The following is a 21,082-nucleotide window of genomic DNA, read 5'->3' on the forward strand; positions in this document are numbered from 1 at the left end:
CGAGCGGCATGGACTACCACTCCCTGAACGCCATGCTGAACCTCTACGGCCCGAACGGCGAGATCCAGTTCGACAAAGACCGTGAAGCGGCGCGCGAGTACTTCCTGCAGCACGTCAACCAGAACACCGTCTTCTTCCACTCGCTGAAGGAGCGCCTCGACTACCTCGTCGAGAAGGAGTACTACGAGCAGGCCGTGCTCGACCAGTACTCGTTCGAGTTCATCACGAAGCTCAACGACCTGGCGTACTCGAAGAAGTTCCGCTTCGAGACATTCCTCGGCGCGTTCAAGTACTACACGAGCTACACGCTGAAGACGTTCGACGGCAAGCGCTACCTCGAGCGCTTCGAAGACCGCGTCGTCATGACGGCCCTCGGCCTCGCGCAGGGCGACGAGAAGCTCGCCGTCAACCTCGTCGAAGAGATCATCGGCGGCCGCTTCCAGCCGGCCACCCCGACCTTCCTCAACACGGGCAAGGCCCAGCGCGGCGAGCTCGTCTCCTGCTTCCTGCTGCGTATCGAAGACAACATGGAGTCGATCTCGCGCGGCATCAACTCCGCCCTGCAGCTCTCGAAGCGCGGCGGCGGCGTGGCCCTCTCCCTGAGCAACATCCGCGAGGCCGGCGCCCCGATCAAGCAGATCGAGAACCAGTCGAGCGGCATCATCCCCGTGATGAAGCTCCTCGAGGACTCCTTCAGCTACGCCAACCAGCTCGGTGCCCGCCAGGGCGCCGGTGCCGTGTACCTCAACGCGCACCACCCCGACATCATGCGGTTCCTCGACACCAAGCGCGAGAACGCCGACGAGAAGATCCGCATCAAGACGCTGTCCCTCGGCGTCGTCGTGCCCGACATCACGTTCGAGCTCGCCAAGAACGGCGAAGACATGTACCTCTTCTCGCCGTACGACGTCGAGAAGGTCTACGGCAAGCCGTTCGGCGACATCTCGGTCACCGAGAAGTACCGCGAGATGGTCGACAACCCGCGCATCAAGAAGACCAAGATCAACGCGCGCGAGTTCTTCCAGACGATCGCCGAGATCCAGTTCGAGAGCGGCTACCCGTACATCGTGTTCGAAGACACGGTGAACAAGGCGAACCCCATCAAGGGCCGCATCAACATGTCGAACCTGTGCTCCGAGATCCTGCAGGTCAACACGCCGACGACGTACAACGAAGACCTGAGCTACAACGAGATCGGCAAGGACATCTCGTGCAACCTCGGCTCGCTGAACATCGCGCTGACGATGGACTCGCCCGACTTCGGCAAGACGGTCGACACCGCCATCCGCGGCCTCACCGCCGTGTCGAACATGAGCCACATCACCTCGGTGCGTTCGATCGAAGACGGCAACGACAAGTCGCACGCCATCGGCCTCGGCCAGATGAACCTGCACGGCTACCTCGCTCGTGAGCGCATCTTCTACGGCAGCGAAGAGGGCATCGACTTCACGAACATCTACTTCTACACGGTGCTGTTCCACGCGCTGCGCGCGTCGAACGCCATCGCGAAGGAGCGCGGCGAGACCTTCGTCGGCTTCGAGGACTCGAAGTACGCGTCGGGTGAATTCTTCGACAAGTACACGGATGCCGCGTGGGTGCCCGCGACCGCCAAGGTCACGCAGCTCTTCGCCGACTCGAACGTGCACATCCCGACGCAGGAGGACTGGAAGGCGCTGAAGGCCTCCATCCAGGAGCACGGCATCTACAACCAGAACCTGCAGGCCGTGCCGCCGACCGGTTCGATCTCGTACATCAACAATTCGACGGCCTCGATCCACCCGATCGCGTCGAAGATCGAGATCCGCAAGGAAGGCAAGCTCGGTCGCGTCTACTACCCGGCTGCGTTCATGACGAACGACAACCTCGAGTACTACCAGGACGCGTACGAGATCGGCTACGAGAAGGTCATCGACACCTACGCCGCGGCGACGCAGCACGTCGACCAGGGCCTCTCGCTCACCCTGTTCTTCAAGGACACGGCGACGACGCGCGACATCAACAAGGCGCAGATCTACGCATGGAAGAAGGGGATCAAGACGATCTACTACATCCGCCTGCGTCAGCTCGCGCTCGAGGGCACGGACATGACGGAGTGCGTCTCGTGCATGCTCTGAGCATCGCGCACCGCTGAAGACCCGTCGCCACGAGACATCCGCTCAGAAGGAACAGACATGACTCTCACAGACCCGGTGAACTCCGCCAGCAACGACCCCGCTCACACGGGCGGCAAGCTGAAGCTGGTCAGCCACGTCAACGCGATCAACTGGAACCGCATCCAGGATGACAAGGACCTCGAGGTTTGGAACCGTCTGGTCAACAACTTCTGGCTGCCCGAGAAGATCCCGCTGTCGAACGACATCCAGTCGTGGAACACGCTGACTCGTGACGAGCAGGTGCTGACGATGCGCGTGTTCACGGGGCTCACGCTGCTCGACACGATCCAGGGCACGGTCGGCGCGGTCTCGCTCATCCCCGACGCGATCACGCCGCACGAAGAGGCGGTCTACACGAACATCGCCTTCATGGAGTCGGTGCACGCGAAGAGCTACTCGTCGATCTTCTCGACGCTGTGCTCGACGAAGGACATCGACGACGCCTTCCGCTGGTCGGTCGAGAACGAGAACCTTCAGAAGAAGGCCGCGATCGTCATGGAGTACTACCAGGGCGACTCCCCGCTGAAGCGCAAGGTCGCCTCGACGCTGCTCGAGAGCTTCCTGTTCTACTCCGGCTTCTACCTGCCGATGTACTGGTCGTCGCGGGCGAAGCTCACCAACACGGCCGACATGATCCGCCTCATCATCCGCGACGAGGCCGTGCACGGGTACTACATCGGCTACAAGTTCCAGAAGGGGCTCGAGGGGCTCTCGCAGGCAGAGCGCGATGACCTGAAGGACTACACGTTCTCGCTGCTCTACGAGCTCTACGACAACGAGGTGCAGTACACGCAAGACCTCTACGACGGTGTCGGCCTGACCGAAGACGTCAAGAAGTTCCTGCACTACAACGCCAACAAGGCCCTCATGAACCTCGGCTACGAGCCGATGTTCCCGAAGACGGTCACCGACGTGAACCCGGCGATCCTCTCGGCGCTCTCGCCGAACGCCGACGAGAACCACGACTTCTTCTCGGGGTCGGGTTCGTCCTATGTGATCGGCAAGGCCGTCGTCACTGAGGATGAGGACTGGGACTTCTGACAGGCGAATCCGAGCCGACCTCGGAGGCGCTCCCGTATCCTTCGCCGGAAGGATGGCTGCCCGATTCGCAGTACTTCTCGACCTCGGCCATGTGGGCCGTGGGTGGTGCTGCGGTCGCGGCCGGCATCGGTTCAGCGCTGCTCACCGCGGCGGGGTCGCTGGTGTGGGGCGTCGTGCTCGCCGTGCTCTTCGGGTTGCTGGCGCTGACCGCCACCGTATTCGGCCTCTTCGCCGTGCGTCGGAGTCCTCCGGTGCTGATCAACGCCGTGACGCTCGGCCGGGCCACGGTGCGCCCGGTCGACGACTGGGTGCACTTCTGCCGTGAACGCCCGGTGCGGATCTGGAGCGTGCTGTGGCTGATCTTGACCGGGCTCGGCTCCGGTGTGCTGCTCGGGCTGGCGATGCCGGGCGTGCTGGGCGCGCCCGGCGGCCTCTGGTGGTTGTTCCTGTTCGTTCCGCTGCTCGCGCTCTGCCTCGTGGCTCTCGGGGCGGGGGTGCTCCAACCCGTGCTCGACGGCAAGAACACCTCCTTCGGCAGGATCCCGGTCGGACTCACCCTCAGCCGTCATGGTGTGGCGCGGTATCTGATCGCCGGGGGCGTGAGATGGGTGCCGTGGGACACGATCGGCGGCGTTGAGACGCAGCTCCACTCTCGCGTCAGCATCAGCCGCATCGGTAGGTCCGAGCCGTTGGAGTTCACCGCGGGTGTCTTCGAGCAGGACGCGGTGCTCCTGTACTGTGCGGTGCGTTTCTACGTCGATCACCCCGAATTGCGTGAGGAACTCAGCACGATCGTCGCGCAGCGCCGCTTCGAGGGCTGGGATCGCGCACTCAGCCTTCGTTGAACGTCCCCGCTACTGTCCGCAGCGCGGGTCTCACGCACTGCGGGGTGCCGACACGAGATAATGCAGCATGTCCTCCTCCGTCGAACGCCAATCCAATCCGACTGCCTGGGCCGCGTTCTGGTTCGCGCTGGCGGGCCTCGTGCTCATGCCCATCCCGCTGTTCATCGGGCTGATCCTCGGCGGCGTCCTCTCGATCATCGCCGCGATCCTCGCCGTGATCGCCCTCCTCAAAGGGCTCGCGCGCAGCGGCAAGGGCATCGCGCCCGTCGTGTTCGCCGCGATCTTCATCGCGCTCACGTGGGGCGGCATCTCGGTCGGGGGCGGCACCGTCTGGTAGATCGATCGGCTTCGCGTGAGTCGACGGCGACGACGAGACGCGTGCAGCCGAGGGCTACCCGCATTGCATCGAGCTGGGTGACGGAACGAGGCAATGCCGGTCAGTCTGCGACGGCGTCCTTCGGCGGGTTGAACATGAACTCGAAGCGGATGCCGTTGTCGTCTTCGACGAACGACGCGTAGTAGCGGTCGCTGAACCGCGTGAACACCTTCGGATCGCGCACGGAGGTCCACCCCGCGTCGACGGCGATCGCGTGCAGGCGGTCGACCTCCTCGCGTGACCCGACGGGGAAGGCGAGGTGCTGCCATCCGACCTTGCCGTGCCGGTGGGGCCCACTGCCCGATTCGCGCGCTGGGAAGAGGATGAGCTCATCTTCGCCCTTGTACCAGGACACTCCGTTGTCGGCGTCCTGCCTCGTGCAGCCGAGGGCCACCATCACGGGATCGAACTGGGCGATCGAGCGGGGCAGGTCTTCGACGGAGATTCCGAGATGGTCGAACAAGCGCATTCGGCCATCCTATGAGGGAGCATTTCAGGGTGACGACGCCCGCCGCAGAGTTCATCGACCGCACCCTCCAGGCCGAGGGATCGGAGGAGCGCGCGAGCGCGGATGCCGCGCGCATCACCGGCGGACTGCGGTTCTACGGTGCTTCGGTCGGCGCAGTGCGGGGCACGGTGAGAGACGCGCGGCGGCGGCATCCGGAGCTGTCGCATGACGAGGTCACCGCGCTCGCGTCGGAGCTGTGGGCCGAGCCGGTGTACGAGCGCCGGCTCGCCGCGGTCGTGCTGCTGCAGGGGCAGGTGCCGACGCTGCTCGTGAGCGACTTCACCCGCCTCGAGCAGTTGCTGCGATCGGCGGGGGTGCAGGATCTCGTCGATCCGCTCGTCGCCGATGTCGTGCATCCGCTGCTCGACCGGTTGGCGGGTGCCGACGCAACACGGGCTCGGCGCATCGTCGATCGTTGGTCGAGCGAAGGCCTGATACGCGAATCATGAGCGCAGAATGTCCCGCGCTGCGACCCGCCCCGGTGCCATGATGTGAGCACGTTTCACTTCATGATCGGGGATATGCGTGAACACAGATCGCACGAGGATGCCGGGGCTCCTCGCAACTGCCATGGTGTCGATCGTCGTCGCGGTGGCGCTCACCGGATGTGCGGAGGGCGCCGACAGCGTCGACCGGGCCAAGGCGCAGGTCACCGCGAAGGAGAAGGCCGTGGCGAGCGCCCAGGCCGAGTTCGACGCAGCATCCGAAGCGTTCTGCGGTGCGAGCAGCGACTACATCAGCGCACTCGATCGGTATGGCGACGTGCTGAACGACACCGCGCCCACCGTCGGTGATGTTCAGGTCGCTGGTGCCGATCTCGCGGATCCCCGTGACGACGCGTTCGACGACGCCGAAGCAGCGGTGGCTGCGCAGCAGGCGCTCGTGACCGCCCGGCAGGAACTCGTCGAGGCGCAGACCGCCCTGGCCGTCGCGGAGGCGGGGCCGACCGGCACGCCATCCGTCGTTCCGCCCGCCCCGACCAGTACGCCGCTGGCGCCGGCCGCCTCGGTCGACCGGGTCGAGCAGGCCGAAGCCGAATTCGAGGACGCGCAGGCATCCGTCACCGCGCAGACGCCGCTGGCCGACGCATCCGAGCAGTTCAACAGTGCGGTGGTCGCGCTCGAGATGGCGTGGCTCACGCTCTTCGCCGATGCAGGCTGCCTCACCGACGACCAGCAGGTGCAGGCCGTGACGGCGGTCGGCGCGTATACCTACGCGCTGCAGCAGGACCTCGCCACGGCCGGGTACTACACGGGCACCGTCGACGGCGTGTCGGGGCCGATGACCGTGCAGGCGATCGAAGACCTCCAGGAGGCGAACGGATTGCCCGTCACCGGCACGGTCGACAAGGCGACGGCCGCGGCGCTCCAGGCCGAACTCGTGGCGCTCGGCGGCGCCGCTGCCCAGGACTCGCTCGCGTCGACGGCTGCCGTGCAGCAGACGCTGAACCTCGTCGGTTTCTGGGACGGACCGGTCGATGGGGTGTGGACCGACGAACTCACCGCGGCGCTGCAGGCGTTCCAGACCGAACTCGGCGTCGAGCCGACCGGTGCCGTCGATGCCGCGACGATCGCCGCGTTCGAACAGGCGATCGCCGAGATGACCGCGCCGGATGCCGAGCCGAGCCCGTCGGCGTCGCCGACGAGTCCGCCGGCCGGCTGAGACGCCGCATCGGGCGGCTGCCGACGAACCGCGTTTCGTCACGCAGCCGCCCGATCGACGTCACACGTGCGCCGGCGTGCAAGACTGCCTCGGTGACCGACATCGAGATGGCGAGCATCGACGGCGGCACCGTCGGACTGCACGACGCCCGCCGCAAGGTGCGCTGGAGCGTCGAGCTCGAGCCCTTCGAGATCGGCGTGTACCCGGTCACGCAGGAGCAGCTCGCCGAACTGCTCGGCGAGACGTCGACCCATCCGCGACGCCCGGCGACCGACGTGAGCTGGCTGCGGGCGATCCGCTTCTGCAACGCGGCATCCGAATGGGAGGGGCTCGAGCCCGCCTACACGTACGACGGTGAAGACGTCACCTGGCACGTCGACGCCGACGGGTTCCGCCTGCCGACCGAGGCCGAGTGGGAGTTCGCCTGCCGTGCCGGCTCGACGCGCCCGCACTACGGCCCGCTCGACGAGGTCGCCTGGACGAGCGCCGACGGCGTGACCACGCCGCAGGACGTCGGCGGGAAGTATCCGAACCTCAACGGACTCTTCGACACGCTCGGCAACGTCTGGGAGTGGTGCTGGGACCTGCTCGACCCGGCGCGCTACGACGCGTATCGCGTCTTCCGCGGTGGCGGATTCGCCGACGACGCGTGGAGCGTGCGGGCCTCGGTGCGCCGCGGCGGAGCGCCGCGCATGCACCACGACGACGTCGGCTTCCGAGTCGCGCGCGGCGGCTTCGAGACGACGGATGCCGCGCAGGGCTGGTCTGCCGCCGCGGACGAGGAGCGGGCGGTGATCGAAGGGCCGCTGCCGTCGGGGTGGACGCCTCGCGGCTGACGTCGGATTCGTGAGCTGACGAAGTTCGCCGCGTGCTCGCCAGAAGGCCCCGTCGCGTGGGAATCTGTGTGCATGGGCGAAGAGGCTGCGCATTCTCGTCGTACCGTTGCGGAGGCGGCAGCTCGCCCCGTGAGGTTCATCCTCGACGCCTACAACACCGAGCACGCCGTCTACGGGTTGGTGCTCGTCACGGCGCTCATCACCGTCGGGTGGAAGTTCGACACCGATCTCGAAGTGCTGCTCTTCATCGCCGGTACGGTCGGCGTGTTCTGGCTGACGCACGTCTACGCCGGTGTCGTGGCGAGCCGGCGCACCGCAGAGGGGCGTGCGGTTCCGATCGGCCGGGCCATTGCTCGCACCGCCTCCCGATCGGTCGGGATGCTGCTGGCCATGCTGCTGCCGGCGCTGGCACTTGCGCTCGCAACGCTGGGGTGGGTCGACGAGTACGTCGCGTACTACATCGCCCTCTGGATCGGGATCGTCAGTCTCGCCGTCATCGGCTGGGTCAATTCCGAGCGCAATCGCGGCGCCTGGTACCTCCGGCTGCTCAGCGCGGTGATCACGATGGTGCTGGGACTCGCGGTCATCTGGCTGAGCTCGCTCGTGCACTGAGCGGGGGCTCCAACTGCGCGCTCACGCGGAAAGGAGAGAAGCCGTTCCCGCCACGATGAAGACTGCGCCGGAGATGGCGCCGGCGATGCCCCCGAGCAACAGGTAGAGCCCGCCCCGCACGCGAAACCAAGTGACATCCAATGGCGGGACAGTGTCCGCGAGCCAATCGGCGATCGAGTGTCGGCCAACGATCAAGACCGGCGCAAGGCACACCTGTGCGATCCCTGCGATGAGCAATGCGGTTGGCGTCACGATGCGGGCTCAGCCCACGAGCCCATAGGCGCTGGCGGTCGCGAGGATGTTCATCGCCGAGTGCACGAAGATTCCGACACCGACGAGGGCATGAAGCAGACCCCACCGATGAGCCGATGAGCCGATGGGATCGCGGGGGCGGGTGCGGGGGCGCTGATGACGTCTACGTCGATGACCGTACCGGAACCCCGGCGTATGGCGCACCTCCTGAGCGCGACAGGGCTGGAGATCCGGCGCACGACTCCGCGCGGCGCACGTTCAGCGGCCTTCGAGTGCCAGCCGACCGGCGAGGAGCACGTAGCTCGCGGCGAAGGTGCGTCGCAGCCACGCCACCACCCTTGGGCGGGTGATCACGCGATCGCGCATGGTGGCGGCGAACAAGCCGTACAGCGCGAAGACGACGAACGTGACCGCCATGAACACGGCACTCAGGCCCGCCATGTGCAGCATGCCGTCGGCCGCTCCGGCAGGCACGAACTGGGGCAGGAACGCGAAGAAGAAGATGGTCAGCTTCGGGTTGAGCACGTTGATGAGCACCGCGGTGCGGATGACCCGCCAGAACGAATCCGGCGCAGCGGCCTGGTCCACCTCGATCAGCGCGCGATCGCGGAACGTCTGCCAGGCGAGGGAGAGCAGGTACGCGACGCCGAGCCACTTGATCGTCTGGAAGGCGATCGCGGAGGCGTTCAGCACGGCCGCGAGCCCGGTGATCGCCGCCACGACGTGCGGAAGCACTCCGAGCGTGCAGCCGAACGCGGCGACGATTCCGGCCTTCGCACCCCGCGACAGACCCGCCGCGATGGAGTAGACCGCCCCGGTGCCCGGTGTGGCGACGACCACGAGCGTCGTCAGCAGGAAGGCGAGGCTCATCGCGCCTGCTCCGCGAGTACCCGGCCGCTGGTCGCCAGTGCGAGACGCCGCGGCATGAAGCGCACCAGCGTGCTGGTGAGGGCATTGGCCCGTCCGGAGACGACGCTCGCGGGCGGACGACGCTTGTCGAGGCGGTGCAGGGTGAGCGCCACGACCTGCTCGGGCGTCTGGAAGCTGCCGACCGCGGCATCGCGGGTGCCGACGACATCGAAGAACTCCGTGCTCGTCGCGCCCGGGCTGAGCGCGAGCACCCGCAACGACGACGCGCGGGTCTCGTAGGCGAGCGCCTCGGTGAAGCTCAGCACGAACGACTTGGTTGCTCCGTACACCGCCATGTCGGGGCACGGCTGGTACGCAGCGGTGCTCGCGATGTTCACCAGGGCGCCCCGCCCGTCGCGCACGAGATCGGGCAGGAACTCGCGCGTGATCGCGACGACGGAGGCGACGTTCAGCTGCACCATCGCGGCGATGCGAGCCGGGTCGGCGTCGACGAAGGCGCCCTTGACGCCGAAGCCGGCGTTGTTGACGAGCGTTTGCACGCGAATGCCTCGCTCGTCGACTGCGGCCCGCAGCGCGGTGTGGGCATCGGGCCGTGCGAGGTCGAGTGCGATCGGCGTGGCGCGCACGCCGTGCTCGTGCTCGATGCGCTCGGCACGTTCGCGCAGTCGCCCTTCGCGCCGGGCGACGAGTACGACATCGGCGCCCCGACGGGCGAATCCGCTCGCGAACGCGGCGCCGAGGCCCGAACTGGCGCCGGTGATCAGGGCCGTGGTTCCAGTGAAGTCAGTGGTCATGTGGCAAATGTAGACAGTGCCAGCATTGTTGTCAATGTCTACTTTCCGGTAGAGTGCACAGGTGACCGAACGCGCCTATCACCACGGCAACCTGCGCCAAACACTGCTCGAGCGCGCGTGGGCGACGATCGACGACGCCGGCCTCGACGCCCTCTCGATGCGACAGCTCGCACGCGATGTCGGCGTCAGCCACGGGGCATCCGCTCGCCATTTCGCCGATCGCACGGCACTGCTCGATGCGATCGCAGTCGAGGGCTTCGCACGCATGAACGAGACGCTCGCGACGGCGGTGGCGAGCGAGGCGACGTTCGCCGGGCAGTTGCGCGCCGCGGGCTTCGCCTACATCGGATTCGCGGTCGAGCACCCGGCGATCCTCGACCTCATGTACAAGGCGAAGCACCATCCCGATGCGTCGCCCGAACTCGTTCGGCTCAGCCGGGCGAGCATGGCCGTCGTGGTCGAACTCGTCGGTGAGGCGCAGGCGCGGGGCGAGGTTCGGCCCGGCGACGTCGAACGCCAGTCGCTCGTCGTCTTCGCTGCCGTGCACGGCGTCGCCGCGCTCGCCACAGACGACCTGCTCGACGGGGTGCCGTGGCGCGACGCCGCCGAGGCGACGATCGATGCGGTGCTCGGCTCGCTGGCGGGCGTCGCGACGTCATGACCTCGCAGGCGTCGGTCGGCTCTGCGCGCCGTCAGCCCAGCGCGACCACGCAGAAGGGGCCGGATGTCACGAGGCATCCGAGTGTTCGGGGGTGGAACCGACAGGCTATCGAGCTGCGCGAACGCCGTCGCTCGCGCGCATGCCGGCCGAGCCGAGCACGCGCTCGACCGTGAGTTCGAGCACGACGCGCTGCGGATTCGGGCGCGGCTGCCGGTAGCGCGCGGCGTAGAGCTCCACCGCGAGGGCGACCGCTTCGGGATCACCGTGAACGCGAGCCGGGCCCTCGAAGCTGATCCAGCGCGCACCGTCGACCGTGTTGACGCTCGCGCGGCCGCTGCGCTCGGCGTTGATGAACTTCTGCGAGCCGCTGCCGCCGATGATGCGCACGACCCCGTCGAGGTAGGTCATGCCGACCGGCACCGAGTGGATTCGGCCGTGCCGATCGAGGGTCGAGAGCGTCGCGAGGTGGTACTCCGAGAGGAACTCCCGTGCGGTGTCGGTCAGCACTTCGCGCCTTTCGTGCAGAGCGGTGGCGGTGTGTCGAGATGAGGCCCGCTCACCGATTCTACGAAAGAGCGGATGCCGTGATGCATCCGTCCGACCTGCCGTGACGGCACCCGCTCGAGGCGGCCCTGCGCGCTAACGTTTTGTCATGGCCACCGTCGTGTTCTGTCCGGTGACGTTCAACCTCGCCGAGACGACGCGCATGATCCAGGTGGCGCAGGCCCTCGACCCGGCGCACCGGGTGGTCTTCATGGGGTACGAGACCGACTTCGTCGACCTCATCCGCGATGCGGGGTTCGACTACCGCGCGTGCGAACCGGCATGGACTCGTGCGGAACGCGATCAGGCGATCGCGTTCGACCAGGGGCGGTCGTTCCGCAGCCCGTTCACGCCGGCGCTCGTCGGGGCGCGGGTCGAGCTCGAGCGCCGGCTGATCCGCGAGCTCGATGCTGCCGCCGTCGTGACCGGATCGAACCTCACTTCGTTCATCTCCGCCCGAGCCGAGGGCGTGCCGCTGTTCTATCCGGTGCCGTTTCCGCTCACGCGTCCGCAGGTAGCGCAGGCGAAGCACCTCGCTCTGGTCGGCGGTCGCGGATGGATCGCGCGCGCGGCCGACCGAGTCGCGACCTCGGTCTTCCGGTGGATCTACAACTCGGCGCCCCTCGCGCCCCGCGCCTTCACGAGCGTCGCGAAGGCGAACGGCGTTCCTCCGCTGCGCACCGTCTCCGACCTGCTCACTGCCGATCGCAACCTCGTCACCGAGATGCCGTGGGAGATGGACGGATTCGAACTCCCCGACGGGTTCGAGCTCGTCGGGCCGATCTTCGCCCATCTCGAGTCGCCGATGCCCGACCTCGTCGCCGAGCTCGCTGACGCGCCAGAGCCGCTCGTCTACCTCGGCCTCGGCTCATCTGCCGACCGGAAGCTGGCGCTCGATGCGGCGCGCGCCCTCGGGACGCTGCCGATCAATGTCGTCGCGCCCATCCGGCACTATCTCGAACCTGGCGATGCGGTGCCGTCGAACGTCCACGTCACTCAGTTGCTTCCGGCGCATCGCCTCGGCGGGCTGGTCGACGCGGCGGTGCTCCACGGCGGCCAGGGCACCGTGCAGACCGCCTGTGCCACGGGCGTGCCGTTCGTCGGCATGGGGCTCCAGCCCGAGCAGACCTGGCATGTGCGCGCCTGCGAACGCAGGGGCAACGCGATCGCCGTGTCTCCGAAGCATGTTGCCCGACCCGAGTTCCTCGCCGCGGTGCGTCGTGTGCTCGACGACCCGGGAATCCGGGCCGCGGCCGACGACGTGCGCGAGGCGTATCGCGGCGCCGACGGGGCGGCCGCCTCGGCCCGCCTGATCGAGCGCGCCGTCGCCCTGAAAGGGTGAGCACGGCGCCCGACTCGAACGGGCGATGGGGAGTGCTGCCCATTCTCCCGGCCCCACCCCGCGTGGTGTGATCGGCGTGCGCGCAAGGGGCGCAGCAGACGCCGGCGCCGTTCCGGTGCCCGAGATTGGGGAAGTACGCATATGAAGAAGCTCAGAAGAGGAATTGCCGGAGGCGCAGTGGCGCTCGCGATCGCAGGGCTCTGCGCCATCGCGCCGGCGACCGCGGCGACCGCGTACAGCGGAACGTCCGGCAAGGGCTGCACGGCCTACCAGTACTCGCGCGGCGGATACGCCACGTGCGTCGGGCAGATCCAGCGGATGCTGAACGGCGTGCAGTCGGCGTACAGCCTCGGCAGCGCCCTCGCCGTCGACAACTCGTTCGGTCCCGCCACCGAGTCGCAGGTGCGCAAGTTCCAGAGCTGGGTGCACATCACCTCCGACGGCATCGTCGGCCGCAACACGTGGAACACGCTCTGCTCGTACGCCGGCCAGGTCAACTTCGCCTACGCGAGTTCGAGCGCGGCGAAGCGCACGGCGTGGCAGGCCGCGTACGACGCCGGATGCTACGTCGAGAAGCCGGCGTCGGGGTCCCCTGGCTACGTCACGATCTCGAAGTACTGATCGTGGATGGAGGGCCGGATGCCGTGGGGCATCCGGCCCTCCATCGTCGCGCCGCCGTGTCGGGAGAGGCAGGTGAATACGGGCCCGATCGAATCGAACTGCGATAGTCGGGTGTGAGCCGGGGCCGATCAGCAGGCTTGATGTCGAAGGAGGCGATCGTGATCGCAGTGCTGAACCGAGTGGTCGATCTCGTCGAGGAGCACCTCACCGAGGAGATCGACGTCGCCGGTCTGACGGCCGAGCTCGGCACCACCGAATATCACGTTCGGCGGATGTTCTCGTCACTGGCCGGCATGCCGTTGTCGGAGTACATCCGGCGACGGCGCATGACGGTCGCCGCGGCCGATGTTCTCGGAGGCCGCGATCTGCTGGGAACCGCGGTGCGCTTCGGGTACGGCTCCACGGAGGCGTTCAACCGCGCGTTCCGGGCCGTGCACGGCATCAGCCCGGGCGATGCCCGGCGAGACGGTGGCCCCCTTCGTACACAACCACAGCTCAGGTTCCGCCTGACCGTAGAAGGGAACACCACGATGGAGACTCGCATCGCAGATCGACCGGCCTTCCGGCTCGTCGGCCATACCGCCCGCGTACCGCTCATTCACCAGGGCCCCAACCCGCACATCCAAGCCCACATCGCCTCGATACCCGAAGCGGAGCACGCTCGCCTCAAGGCCCTGAGCGATACCGAACCGGCGGGGCTGCTGCAGGTCAGTGCCGACGTCGACCCCGACAGCACCGAGGGCAGCGAGTTGACCTACCTGCACGGCGTCGCCGTCGGCGAAGCCGCACCCGTGCCCGACGATCTCGACGCGATCGAGGTGCCGGCCGGCACCTGGGCGGTGTTCCGCACGGCGGGCCCCTACCCGGCGGCCCTCCAGTCGACGTGGGCGGCGACGGCGTCGGAGTGGTTCCCCTCCAACCCCTGGCAGCTGAGGCCCGGCCCGTCGATCGTGGCCATCCTCGACCGCGCCGCTGACTTCAGCACGGCGACCACCGAGCTGTGGCTGCCGGTGGAACGCGCCTGACGCGTGCGCGACCGGACTGGTGAGGGGGCCCGGCCACGCGCTCGCCAGTCCGGCCTTCGCGCCCTGTCTTCAGGCTGTGAGCTTGGCGTCCTGTTTCGGAACCACGACCTGCTTGACGATCAGGAGGATCGAGGCGGTGACCGGAATCGCGATCAGGGCACCGAGAAGACCGAGGAGAGTGCCGCCGACGAGCGCCCCGATGACGACCAAGGCGCCGGGCACCGAGATCGCGCGATTCATGACCTTCGGCGTGAGCACGTAGGCCTCCACCTGCATGTATGCGAGGTAGATCGCCGCGAACACCAGCGCCGGCAACCAGCCGGAGAAGAGTGCGAGGGCTGTCGCCAGGCCGCAGTAGATCACCGATCCCACGAGCGGAATCAGCGTGACGCAGAACGCCACGACCGCCATCAGCATCGGGAATGGAAGTTGGAGCGCGAGGTGGAGCACCAACGCGACGACCGCATTGCAGAAGGCGAGTGCCACCATCCCCATGAGGTACCCGCCGACCGAGTCGGTGATCTGCTCGGTCATCGACGCGAGACGCGCTCGGCTGTGTGCGGGGGCGAGGCGGTTGAACCCGACCTTGATCGCCGGCAAGGAGGCAAGGAAGTAGAGGCTCAGCACGAGCACGATGATCACTCCAGAGAGCGTCGACACGATCGTCATGCCGACCCGGAACACGCCCTGGCCGATCGTCGCGATATGGGTCGGCTGCGTGAGGAACGAGGTGACCTGATGCATGAGCGAACTCGCCTCGGCACCGAACACGTCGTCGAGCCACGCGTACACCTCGGATTTCTCGAAGGCCTGGACGAGCTTCGGGAGGTCGGCGATGATCTGCGAGACCTGGCTGACGACCGTGGGCACGATGAGCAGCAGCACGCCGACCACGACCATTGCGAAGGAGACGTAGACGATGACGATTCCCCATGGACGTCGCACGTCTCGCTGCTCGAGCCAACGTACGACGGGATCGAGTCCGAGGGCGGCGAACAGGGCGAACGCCACCGAGATGAGCACGGTCGACAGGTGCGAGAACGCTGTTCCGGCCGCGATGGCGACCAGACCGCCGAGGGTGAGGATGAAGCCGGACGCGAAGGGCCGTTTGAGCGTCGTGGAGGTAGTTCGGGGCGCCTCCTGCACGTTCTCTGGCGTGATGGTGTCGGTGTCCTGGTCAGTCACGGCCGAGCTCCTCATCCTGTTTCGCGAGCGAGTGCCAACCTCGGGCGAAGGCGGTGGCATCACGGCTCAACCCGGCGCCCAGCACCATCCCGATCGCGATCGCGATCAGGGAGCCGAACGTCTGCAGAATGGTGCTCGTGGCGCCTGCCGTGCCCGACGCCGCTTCGCTGAGGCCGATGAAGCCCATGGAACCGGGAACCAGCAGCCAGTATGCGCACGTCAGCATGATGCCTTTCGACGGCGCCCCTTTCAGTCGGCCGGCTAGGTTGACGGCGGGAATCACGAGGAGTGCGCCGACGAGCCCCGAGAGCTCGGGTCCGAGCACGAGGTTGCCGAGCAGCTGGGCGGAATAGGCGACGACGAGGGCGTACAGGATCCAGACCAGCGACCGACGCGGCGCTGCAGAGAAGAAGTAATAGCCCAGGGCGACGAAGGCGATGCCGACCCACGGCGCCCACGCGCCGAGCTGTACCGGGGCTTCGCCGCTCGATGCCGGTGCGGCGGCCACAGACATGCCCGCGAAGACGCCGAAGACGAGGAGCCCGAGACGCGCGATGCCGAACACCAGCCGGCTCGCACCCGCCATCATCTGACCCGAGGTGAGTTCGACGGCGGCGACTGTGAGCGTCAGCCCCGGCAGGAACGAGACGAGCGAGGGCGCGACGAGCCGGATCACGTCGTCGTGCACCAGCGGGCTGATCAGGAGCGAGATGACCAGCGTGACGGCGAACGCCGTGAATGCCGGAAGGATCAACGACAGGGTCGAGACTCGGTTGCCGACCTGCACTATCGTGCCGACGACGACGCCGAGCATGACGTAGATCGGCAATGCGCTCACGGTCGGATTGAGCATCAGCCCGAAGCCGATGGTGAGCAGGGTGTAGCCGACGACGGTCAGCACGGGGCCGAAGCGGGAGTCGTCCTTCCTGATCTGCGCGATCGCTGAGACGACTGATTCGGGTGTTGCGCGGTCTCTCACCGAGTGCCGCACGAGTCGCTCGACTGCATCGGCCTGATCGAGTCGCAGCGCGCTCTGATTCGCGGGGAAGATCGACGTCTGGGACGGTGTCGTGCCGGGGTCTTCGACGAGGATGAGTGTGGGGAGCACGAAGACGCGGAGTTCGGGGCGTGCATAGCGATCCGCGATGCGCTTCAAGATCTCCTCGACATCACTGGTCGCCTGCGACGAGTCGAGCAGGGCCGCCCCGATCGCACCGAGCATCTCGGGCACGCCGATCACCTCGTCGTCGGATGCCTCGATCGTCGGTGCCCGATGGAATGCGGTTGCGGCCGCACGGATGCGATCAGTGAACCCCGACATCGAGCCTCTTGTTCTGCGGGCCGACTGCGAGTCGATCGATGGTGTCCACCTCACCGTCGTGGACGAGCAGGCGGTGCCGGGTCGCGATCTTGATCGCCTCGTGTCGCGTTGAGCACCCGAGCTTCCGGTACAGGGCCTTGAGCTGTGACTTGATGGTGTTGGGGGAGACGTGGAATGCCGATGCGATCGCCGCGGTCGTCGGTTGCGTGGGCAGCGCGCTCAGCACCCGGAGTTCGCTGGGCGTCAGAATCGGGCGCATCTTCATCGCGAAATGCGTGAGGTCGTTCGTTGCCGCGTCGAACTCCGCGAGTTCCTCGCCGGAGAGGTGCGCCCGAACGCGATCGACGAGTTGCCGAGGCACGGTCGCGAGGAGCCGCCGGATGCTCCCCGTGACGGCGAGGCGGTGGATCTGAGTGGCGGTGCTCGCGTCGAGATCGGCTCCCTCCGCGACTTCGAGCCACGCCCAGAACAGGATCCCCTTGGCTCGCTGGTTCGGGCTCAGCGTGCTGTCGCCCGCGAGTCGACGGATTTCGGCAGCCGCGACGTCGAAGCGCGAGTCGTGCAACGCCAGTCGGATGATGGCGAATCTCGTCATGTTGCCGACGCTCGCACTCGACCCTGCGATCTCCCATGCGGTCGCCGAGTCACCGAGCGCGCACAGTGCGTCGATGAGCGTCGACGCGATGACATCGGATGCGACGGAGCCATGCTGCACCGGGTGGGCATCCTTGGCCAGTCGGATCGCCTCGAGTGCTTCGCCGGGCCGTTGCCTCGCGAGGAGCAACCGGGCTCGAGCAAGCAGCGCGAACGGCCAGGTCAGCTGCACGCTGTCGTATGCGTCGAGCTCCGCGAGCCGCTCATCGACGTCATCGGTCATGCGCTCGACGGCGATGAGCGCGGCCGCCGAGGCTTCGGTGGTTCGGCTCGCTGCGACATGCGATGCAGTGGGGGGCGGGTGCAGTGCAGCCTCGGCAAGGGCGGATTCCGCTTCGTCGAGTGAACCTCGGAGTGCATGCGCGAGCGCAGCTCGACAGAGCGCGAGCCGTTCGGCGTCGCGCTGGCGCGAGAGCCTGCCCAGCTGTCGTGCGGTGCTGAACTCCAGCAGTGAACGGGAGGAATCGCCTGCGGCGAGCAGGGTGGAGCCGATCTCGTAGTGGTAGAACCACAGTGGTCCGTCGACCCGCTCACGCGACTCCACACGGACGTCGAGGATTCGGTCTTCGAGCCGTCGGGCGTAGACGAGGGCCGCGGACACGTCGCCGCTGAATCGGAACGAGATCATCTGCACGAGCGTGAACACATCGAGTTCGTCTGCGCTCATGGTCCTGGCTGCGTCGGGATCGATGAGCGGCTTGAACGGGCGTGACGTCCGGGCGAGCACCGGCGTCATGCGGTGTCCGAACCGGAGGATCGGGAAGCGTTCGATCAGCTTGCTGGGGAGCCGGTCGACCGTCGAGGTCAGCAGCTCGTAGTGCTCGTGGTACAGCGGCAGGATGTTCGCCACCGCGACCTTGGCGATCGTCTCCTGGTTGCCGGAGGCGATCGCTCGTTCCAGCTCCTCCAGTGCCTTGACCTCGTCGTTCAGATTCATGTGCGTCCCCCATTCACACAACCCATCGCGCGATACCTCGACGGCCGACTCAGCTTCGCTCGACTCCCGCGGCGTGCTCGGTGACATCGGCCAAGGTCAGGAAGCGCAGTGAGCGCCCTTCCTCGAAACGCGCGCTCACGTTTCCAGCGATTCCGCCTTCGACGGCGAGCTTGCTCCCGAGGTCCAGCACCAGCTCTGGCGACCCGGCACTGAAATCGAAGTCTTCAAGGTCGACCCAGACAATGTTCGGACGCGTGGTCGACTCGAACACGTAGCGCTTCGTCGTGAGATCGGCGACGACCTGCCAGATCGTCTGGGAGGCGTCGGGCTTGCCGGGGTCGGGAATGCGGAAGGGTTGCGCGGCATTGCGGATGACGCTGAGCATGGAGGCGATGGCCTCCAGCTGCGTGACGGGCGGGGGCAGGCGATCGACGTAGTACGCCGCCCGTGCGAATCGATCCGGGGCGGCGGTGGTGCCGGGCAGCGGCTTGTCGCCTCCCCATGCGTCGATCTGCTCGAGCAGCGCGAGCTGCTCGTCGTACTTCGGAGAATTGGTCAGCACCCGATACTCGGGACCGTGATGGATCTCGACCGCACCGTCGATGTACTCGATGACCGCCGAATCGCCGTGCGCGTCATCGAGCGCGAGGTGGATCGCGGGAGCCTCGCCGCTTGCCGGATCGGCGAGCTGCACGACCTGCACCGCCGTGCTCTCCATCCACGAGACGGACTCGGCGACCGTCTCGAAGTTGTCGAGGAAGTACTGCAGCCAGACCGCTTGGCTGAGCGCCGGACGAGACTCGTCGACGGCGCCGTACACCGATTCGGAGAGCCACAGGACATGCCCCGCCAGACCGACCTCGTTGATCCCGTCGACGGAGATCATGTCGAACGCCGTCGCGACCACGCTGCCGTACCGTGCCTGCCACGACAGTTGGCCGGTCACCCCGTCGTCACGACGGATGCCCCGTGGCAGCTTCCACAGGTTGGTGTCGAGGTCACGGTGGTAATCCATGTTTCTACCGACGAGGACCGACCCAGCGGCATCCGGCCACACCACTCTGGTGCACATGGCTATCCCTTCCGCGCCCTGAACCAGGGGAAGAGCGAGCCGATCACCACGCCGGCGAGGAGGACGGCGAGAAACCATCCCCACGCGGGCATCGTGAACTGCAGGAAGAGGAAGCTCAGGGTCGCCGGTGCGACGTTCGAGAAGACGAACGTGAGCGCGGCCACGGCAATGATGATCGCGATGATCACCTTGCCGTTGGACGAGGCACCCCCTGCGCCTGCCCTTGGTTTGTCAGGTTCCTTGCCGTTCATATTTCCCCCGAAATAGTTGCTGCTGATGTAACGCCGAGCGTATATCCAGCCCCTTGCGCCGCAGTCTATCAACGCCGCGCAACCCGTCGTCCAGCCCGATTTTCCGCGGGTGAGAGGGGGGTGAAGGCCGGGTGATGCGCTGGATGACGGCTCGGGGGATTTCGATTGCGATTCGTCCAAGCCCCCTTCTCCTCGGCATAGTGTCGCCGCCATGACCACAGGAACGCATGCATCTCAGAGAATGATCGTTCGCAACGTCCGCGTCTTCGACGGGATCAGCGATCGCACGCTCGACAACGTGGATGTGCTCGTCGAGGGCGCGCACATCCTTGCGGTCTCCACGTCGCCGGTGGCCGGCGATGTGTCGGACGGCGTCGTCGAGATCCAAGGCAACGGAAAGTTCCTCATGCCGGGTCTCAGCGACGCCCACGTTCACCTGATGGGCAACGCCAACAGCATGATGGACTTCCTGCAAGGTCCCACCGGCGTGCTCTACGGCAACACGATCGCCGAGGCGAAGCGGATGCTGCTCCGCGGCTTCACGACCGTTCGCGACATGGGCGGCGACACAGCGCCCGTCAAGGCGCTCATCGACCGGGGCAGTTTCGAGGGCCCCCGGATCTTCCCGAGCCAGGCGATGATCTCGCAGACATCGGGCCACGCGGACTTCTCATTCGTCTACGACGTGCCCGAGGAGTTCGGCGGCAAGCCCAGTCGCACCGAGGACATCCATTTCACGCGCATCGCCGACGGCGTCCCGCGAGTGCTCGCTGCGGTGCGCGAGCAGCTGCGTCAGGGCGCCACGCAGATCAAGCTCACACTCGGCGGAGGCGCGGCTTCGATGTACGACCCGCTGAACACCCTGCAGTACACCCCCGATGAGATCCGTGCCGCGGTGCAGGCGGCCGGCGACTACGGCACCTATGTCGCGACCCACGTGTACACGCCTGCCGGCATCGCGCGGGCGATCGATGCCGGAGTGACCTCGATCGAGCACGGTCACCTCGCCGATGAGGAGACGATCAAGCGAATCGCGGACGCGCAGATCTGGCTCTCGATGCAGCCGTTCGCGGAGGACGACCACCACTACCCCGACCCCGTGCGAGCCGGCAAGAACACCGAGATCTGCCACGGCACCGAACAGGTCTACGAGTGGGCGAAGAAGTACGGCGTCAAGACCGCCTGGGGCACCGACCTCCTGCTCGAGCCGCAATCGGCGCCGAGACAGAGCGAGATGGCCGCTCGACTCGGAGAGTTCTACAGCAACGTCGAGGCGCTCAAGATGCTCACCTCGGGCAACGCCTCGCTCTTCGAGCTCGCCGGTGAGCGCAACACCTATCGCGGCGGGCGACTCGGCGTCATCGCCGAGGGCGCCTGGGCGGACATGATCCTCGTCGACGGCGACCCCACCGACGACATCTCGCTCATCGGCGACCCCGACAGCAACTTCAAGCTCATCGTCAAGGGCGGGCGGATCGTCAAGAACACGCTGTGACGCCGGGGCGCCCGCCGATCGCGGGC

Annotated in this window: 22 protein-coding genes; 13 read left to right on the forward strand and 9 right to left on the reverse strand. The window is 67.0% G+C overall.

Annotated elements, in window-relative coordinates:
- Window positions 1–8: 8 nt before the first annotated feature.
- The 4 genes from nrdE (at window position 9) to BJY17_RS15545 (ending at window position 4,376) form a co-directional block, all read left to right on the forward strand.
- On the forward strand, window positions 9–2,114 hold the full coding sequence (gene nrdE, locus BJY17_RS15530; RefSeq protein ID WP_179552163.1) for a class 1b ribonucleoside-diphosphate reductase subunit alpha: 2,106 nt from the start codon (window positions 9–11) through the stop codon (window positions 2,112–2,114).
- 57 nt (window positions 2,115–2,171) lie between these two features.
- Window positions 2,172–3,194 (forward strand): class 1b ribonucleoside-diphosphate reductase subunit beta, encoded by a 1,023-nt coding sequence (gene nrdF, locus BJY17_RS15535; protein WP_056005472.1) that lies wholly within the window; start codon window positions 2,172–2,174, stop codon window positions 3,192–3,194.
- Window positions 3,195–3,283: 89 nt separating this feature from the next.
- Window positions 3,284–4,039, forward strand: a complete 756-nt coding sequence (locus BJY17_RS15540; RefSeq protein WP_179552164.1) for a hypothetical protein — start codon at window positions 3,284–3,286, stop codon at window positions 4,037–4,039.
- A gap of 67 nt (window positions 4,040–4,106) precedes the next feature.
- Window positions 4,107–4,376 (forward strand): hypothetical protein, encoded by a 270-nt coding sequence (locus tag BJY17_RS15545; protein ID WP_074261996.1) that lies wholly within the window; start codon window positions 4,107–4,109, stop codon window positions 4,374–4,376.
- A 100-nt stretch (window positions 4,377–4,476) separates the two neighbouring features.
- On the opposite strand, the gene BJY17_RS15550 is transcribed toward BJY17_RS15545, so the two are convergent.
- Window positions 4,477–4,884 (reverse strand): VOC family protein, encoded by a 408-nt coding sequence (locus BJY17_RS15550; RefSeq protein WP_179552165.1) that lies wholly within the window; start codon window positions 4,882–4,884, stop codon window positions 4,477–4,479.
- Between the two features lie 29 nt (window positions 4,885–4,913).
- Between BJY17_RS15550 and BJY17_RS15555 the strand changes: the two genes are divergently transcribed.
- The 4 genes from BJY17_RS15555 to BJY17_RS15570 all read left to right on the forward strand — a co-directional run bounded on the left by BJY17_RS15555 (window position 4,914) and on the right by BJY17_RS15570 (window position 8,033).
- The gene (locus BJY17_RS15555; protein ID WP_322789872.1) at window positions 4,914–5,372 is read left to right on the forward strand and encodes a DNA alkylation repair protein; all 459 of its coding nucleotides are present in this window, start codon (window positions 4,914–4,916) and stop codon (window positions 5,370–5,372) included.
- 76 nt (window positions 5,373–5,448) lie between these two features.
- Window positions 5,449–6,585: a peptidoglycan-binding domain-containing protein gene (locus BJY17_RS15560; protein ID WP_322789873.1), complete on the forward strand. Its 1,137-nt coding sequence runs from the start codon at window positions 5,449–5,451 to the stop codon at window positions 6,583–6,585.
- A gap of 92 nt (window positions 6,586–6,677) precedes the next feature.
- Window positions 6,678–7,421 carry a formylglycine-generating enzyme family protein gene (locus BJY17_RS15565; RefSeq protein ID WP_179552167.1) on the forward strand — a complete coding sequence of 248 codons (744 nt, stop codon included), beginning with the start codon at window positions 6,678–6,680 and terminating at the stop codon, window positions 7,419–7,421.
- Window positions 7,422–7,550: 129 nt separating this feature from the next.
- The gene (locus tag BJY17_RS15570; protein WP_179552168.1) at window positions 7,551–8,033 is read left to right on the forward strand and encodes a hypothetical protein; all 483 of its coding nucleotides are present in this window, start codon (window positions 7,551–7,553) and stop codon (window positions 8,031–8,033) included.
- Between the two features lie 510 nt (window positions 8,034–8,543).
- Here BJY17_RS15570 and BJY17_RS15575 read toward each other — a convergent pair.
- A complete protein-coding gene (locus tag BJY17_RS15575; protein WP_179552169.1) occupies window positions 8,544–9,155 on the reverse strand; it encodes a LysE family translocator in 612 nt (203 codons plus the stop codon).
- The gene (locus tag BJY17_RS15580) at window positions 9,152–9,949 is read right to left on the reverse strand and encodes an SDR family NAD(P)-dependent oxidoreductase (protein WP_179552170.1); all 798 of its coding nucleotides are present in this window, start codon (window positions 9,947–9,949) and stop codon (window positions 9,152–9,154) included. Before BJY17_RS15580 ends, BJY17_RS15575 begins: the two co-directional genes overlap by 4 nt.
- A 61-nt stretch (window positions 9,950–10,010) precedes the next feature.
- Between BJY17_RS15580 and BJY17_RS15585 the strand changes: the two genes are divergently transcribed.
- Complete coding sequence (locus BJY17_RS15585) at window positions 10,011–10,610, forward strand: TetR/AcrR family transcriptional regulator (RefSeq protein WP_179552171.1); 600 nt, start codon at window positions 10,011–10,013, stop codon at window positions 10,608–10,610.
- Window positions 10,611–10,715: 105 nt separating this feature from the next.
- Here BJY17_RS15585 and BJY17_RS15590 read toward each other — a convergent pair whose 3' ends face one another.
- Complete coding sequence (locus BJY17_RS15590) at window positions 10,716–11,117, reverse strand: TIGR03618 family F420-dependent PPOX class oxidoreductase (protein WP_179552172.1); 402 nt, start codon at window positions 11,115–11,117, stop codon at window positions 10,716–10,718.
- 145 nt (window positions 11,118–11,262) lie between these two features.
- On the opposite strand from BJY17_RS15590, the gene BJY17_RS15595 reads away from it, so the two are divergent.
- From BJY17_RS15595 to BJY17_RS15605, 3 genes are all read left to right on the forward strand, one after another.
- Complete coding sequence (locus BJY17_RS15595; protein WP_179552173.1) at window positions 11,263–12,495, forward strand: glycosyltransferase; 1,233 nt, start codon at window positions 11,263–11,265, stop codon at window positions 12,493–12,495.
- Between the two features lie 177 nt (window positions 12,496–12,672).
- Window positions 12,673–13,116, forward strand: coding sequence for a peptidoglycan-binding domain-containing protein (locus tag BJY17_RS18815; protein ID WP_179552174.1), 444 nt, complete (start codon window positions 12,673–12,675; stop codon window positions 13,114–13,116).
- A 158-nt stretch (window positions 13,117–13,274) separates the two neighbouring features.
- Window positions 13,275–14,141 carry an AraC family transcriptional regulator gene (locus BJY17_RS15605; RefSeq protein ID WP_179552175.1) on the forward strand — a complete coding sequence of 289 codons (867 nt, stop codon included), beginning with the start codon at window positions 13,275–13,277 and terminating at the stop codon, window positions 14,139–14,141.
- A 69-nt stretch (window positions 14,142–14,210) separates the two neighbouring features.
- Here the strand turns inward: BJY17_RS15605 and BJY17_RS15610 are convergent, their stop codons facing one another.
- Genes BJY17_RS15610 through BJY17_RS15630 form a run of 5 tightly spaced genes read right to left on the reverse strand, consistent with a single transcriptional unit; the run spans window position 14,211 to window position 19,741 of the window.
- Window positions 14,211–15,326, reverse strand: coding sequence for an AI-2E family transporter (locus BJY17_RS15610; protein ID WP_322789874.1), 1,116 nt, complete (start codon window positions 15,324–15,326; stop codon window positions 14,211–14,213).
- Entirely contained in the window at window positions 15,319–16,647 is a 1,329-nt protein-coding gene (locus BJY17_RS15615) for a threonine/serine exporter family protein (RefSeq protein WP_179552177.1), read from the reverse strand. The genes BJY17_RS15610 and BJY17_RS15615 overlap by 8 nt, the downstream gene beginning before the upstream one ends.
- Window positions 16,631–18,238, reverse strand: a complete 1,608-nt coding sequence (locus tag BJY17_RS15620) for a helix-turn-helix transcriptional regulator (RefSeq protein ID WP_179552178.1) — start codon at window positions 18,236–18,238, stop codon at window positions 16,631–16,633. The genes BJY17_RS15615 and BJY17_RS15620 overlap by 17 nt, the downstream gene beginning before the upstream one ends.
- A gap of 49 nt (window positions 18,239–18,287) precedes the next feature.
- Entirely contained in the window at window positions 18,288–19,388 is a 1,101-nt protein-coding gene (locus tag BJY17_RS15625) for a linear amide C-N hydrolase (RefSeq protein ID WP_246304081.1), read from the reverse strand.
- Window positions 19,313–19,741, reverse strand: a complete 429-nt coding sequence (locus BJY17_RS15630) for a LapA family protein (protein ID WP_179552179.1) — start codon at window positions 19,739–19,741, stop codon at window positions 19,313–19,315. Before BJY17_RS15630 ends, BJY17_RS15625 begins: the two co-directional genes overlap by 76 nt.
- Before the next feature lie 61 nt (window positions 19,742–19,802).
- Between BJY17_RS15630 and BJY17_RS15635 the strand changes: the two genes are divergently transcribed.
- Window positions 19,803–21,056 carry a metal-dependent hydrolase family protein gene (locus tag BJY17_RS15635; protein WP_218889930.1) on the forward strand — a complete coding sequence of 418 codons (1,254 nt, stop codon included), beginning with the start codon at window positions 19,803–19,805 and terminating at the stop codon, window positions 21,054–21,056.
- Window positions 21,057–21,082 lie beyond the last annotated feature (26 nt).

It is taken from the genome of Agromyces hippuratus, assembly GCF_013410355.1.
Lineage (GTDB): Bacteria > Actinomycetota > Actinomycetes > Actinomycetales > Microbacteriaceae > Agromyces > Agromyces hippuratus.

Excerpts from the sequence above, each read along its gene's own strand:
- BJY17_RS15635 (WP_218889930.1), top strand. The coding sequence starts at position 19,803 with ATGATCGTTCGCAACGTCCGCGTCTTCGACGGGATCAGCGATCGCACG.
- nrdF (WP_056005472.1), top strand. The coding sequence starts at position 2,172 with ATGACTCTCACAGACCCGGTGAACTCCGCCAGCAACGACCCCGCTCAC.
- BJY17_RS15580 (WP_179552170.1), bottom strand. The coding sequence starts at position 9,949 with ATGACCACTGACTTCACTGGAACCACGGCCCTGATCACCGGCGCCAGT.
- BJY17_RS15625 (WP_246304081.1), bottom strand. The coding sequence starts at position 19,388 with ATGGTTTCTCGCCGTCCTCCTCGCCGGCGTGGTGATCGGCTCGCTCTT.
- nrdE (WP_179552163.1), top strand. The coding sequence starts at position 9 with ATGGACTACCACTCCCTGAACGCCATGCTGAACCTCTACGGCCCGAAC.
- BJY17_RS15595 (WP_179552173.1), top strand. The coding sequence starts at position 11,263 with ATGGCCACCGTCGTGTTCTGTCCGGTGACGTTCAACCTCGCCGAGACG.
- BJY17_RS15615 (WP_179552177.1), bottom strand. The coding sequence starts at position 16,647 with ATGTCGGGGTTCACTGATCGCATCCGTGCGGCCGCAACCGCATTCCAT.
- BJY17_RS15540 (WP_179552164.1), top strand. The coding sequence starts at position 3,284 with ATGTGGGCCGTGGGTGGTGCTGCGGTCGCGGCCGGCATCGGTTCAGCG.
- BJY17_RS15545 (WP_074261996.1), top strand. The coding sequence starts at position 4,107 with ATGTCCTCCTCCGTCGAACGCCAATCCAATCCGACTGCCTGGGCCGCG.
- BJY17_RS15575 (WP_179552169.1), bottom strand. The coding sequence starts at position 9,155 with ATGAGCCTCGCCTTCCTGCTGACGACGCTCGTGGTCGTCGCCACACCG.
- BJY17_RS15620 (WP_179552178.1), bottom strand. The coding sequence starts at position 18,238 with ATGAATCTGAACGACGAGGTCAAGGCACTGGAGGAGCTGGAACGAGCG.
- BJY17_RS15550 (WP_179552165.1), bottom strand. The coding sequence starts at position 4,884 with ATGCGCTTGTTCGACCATCTCGGAATCTCCGTCGAAGACCTGCCCCGC.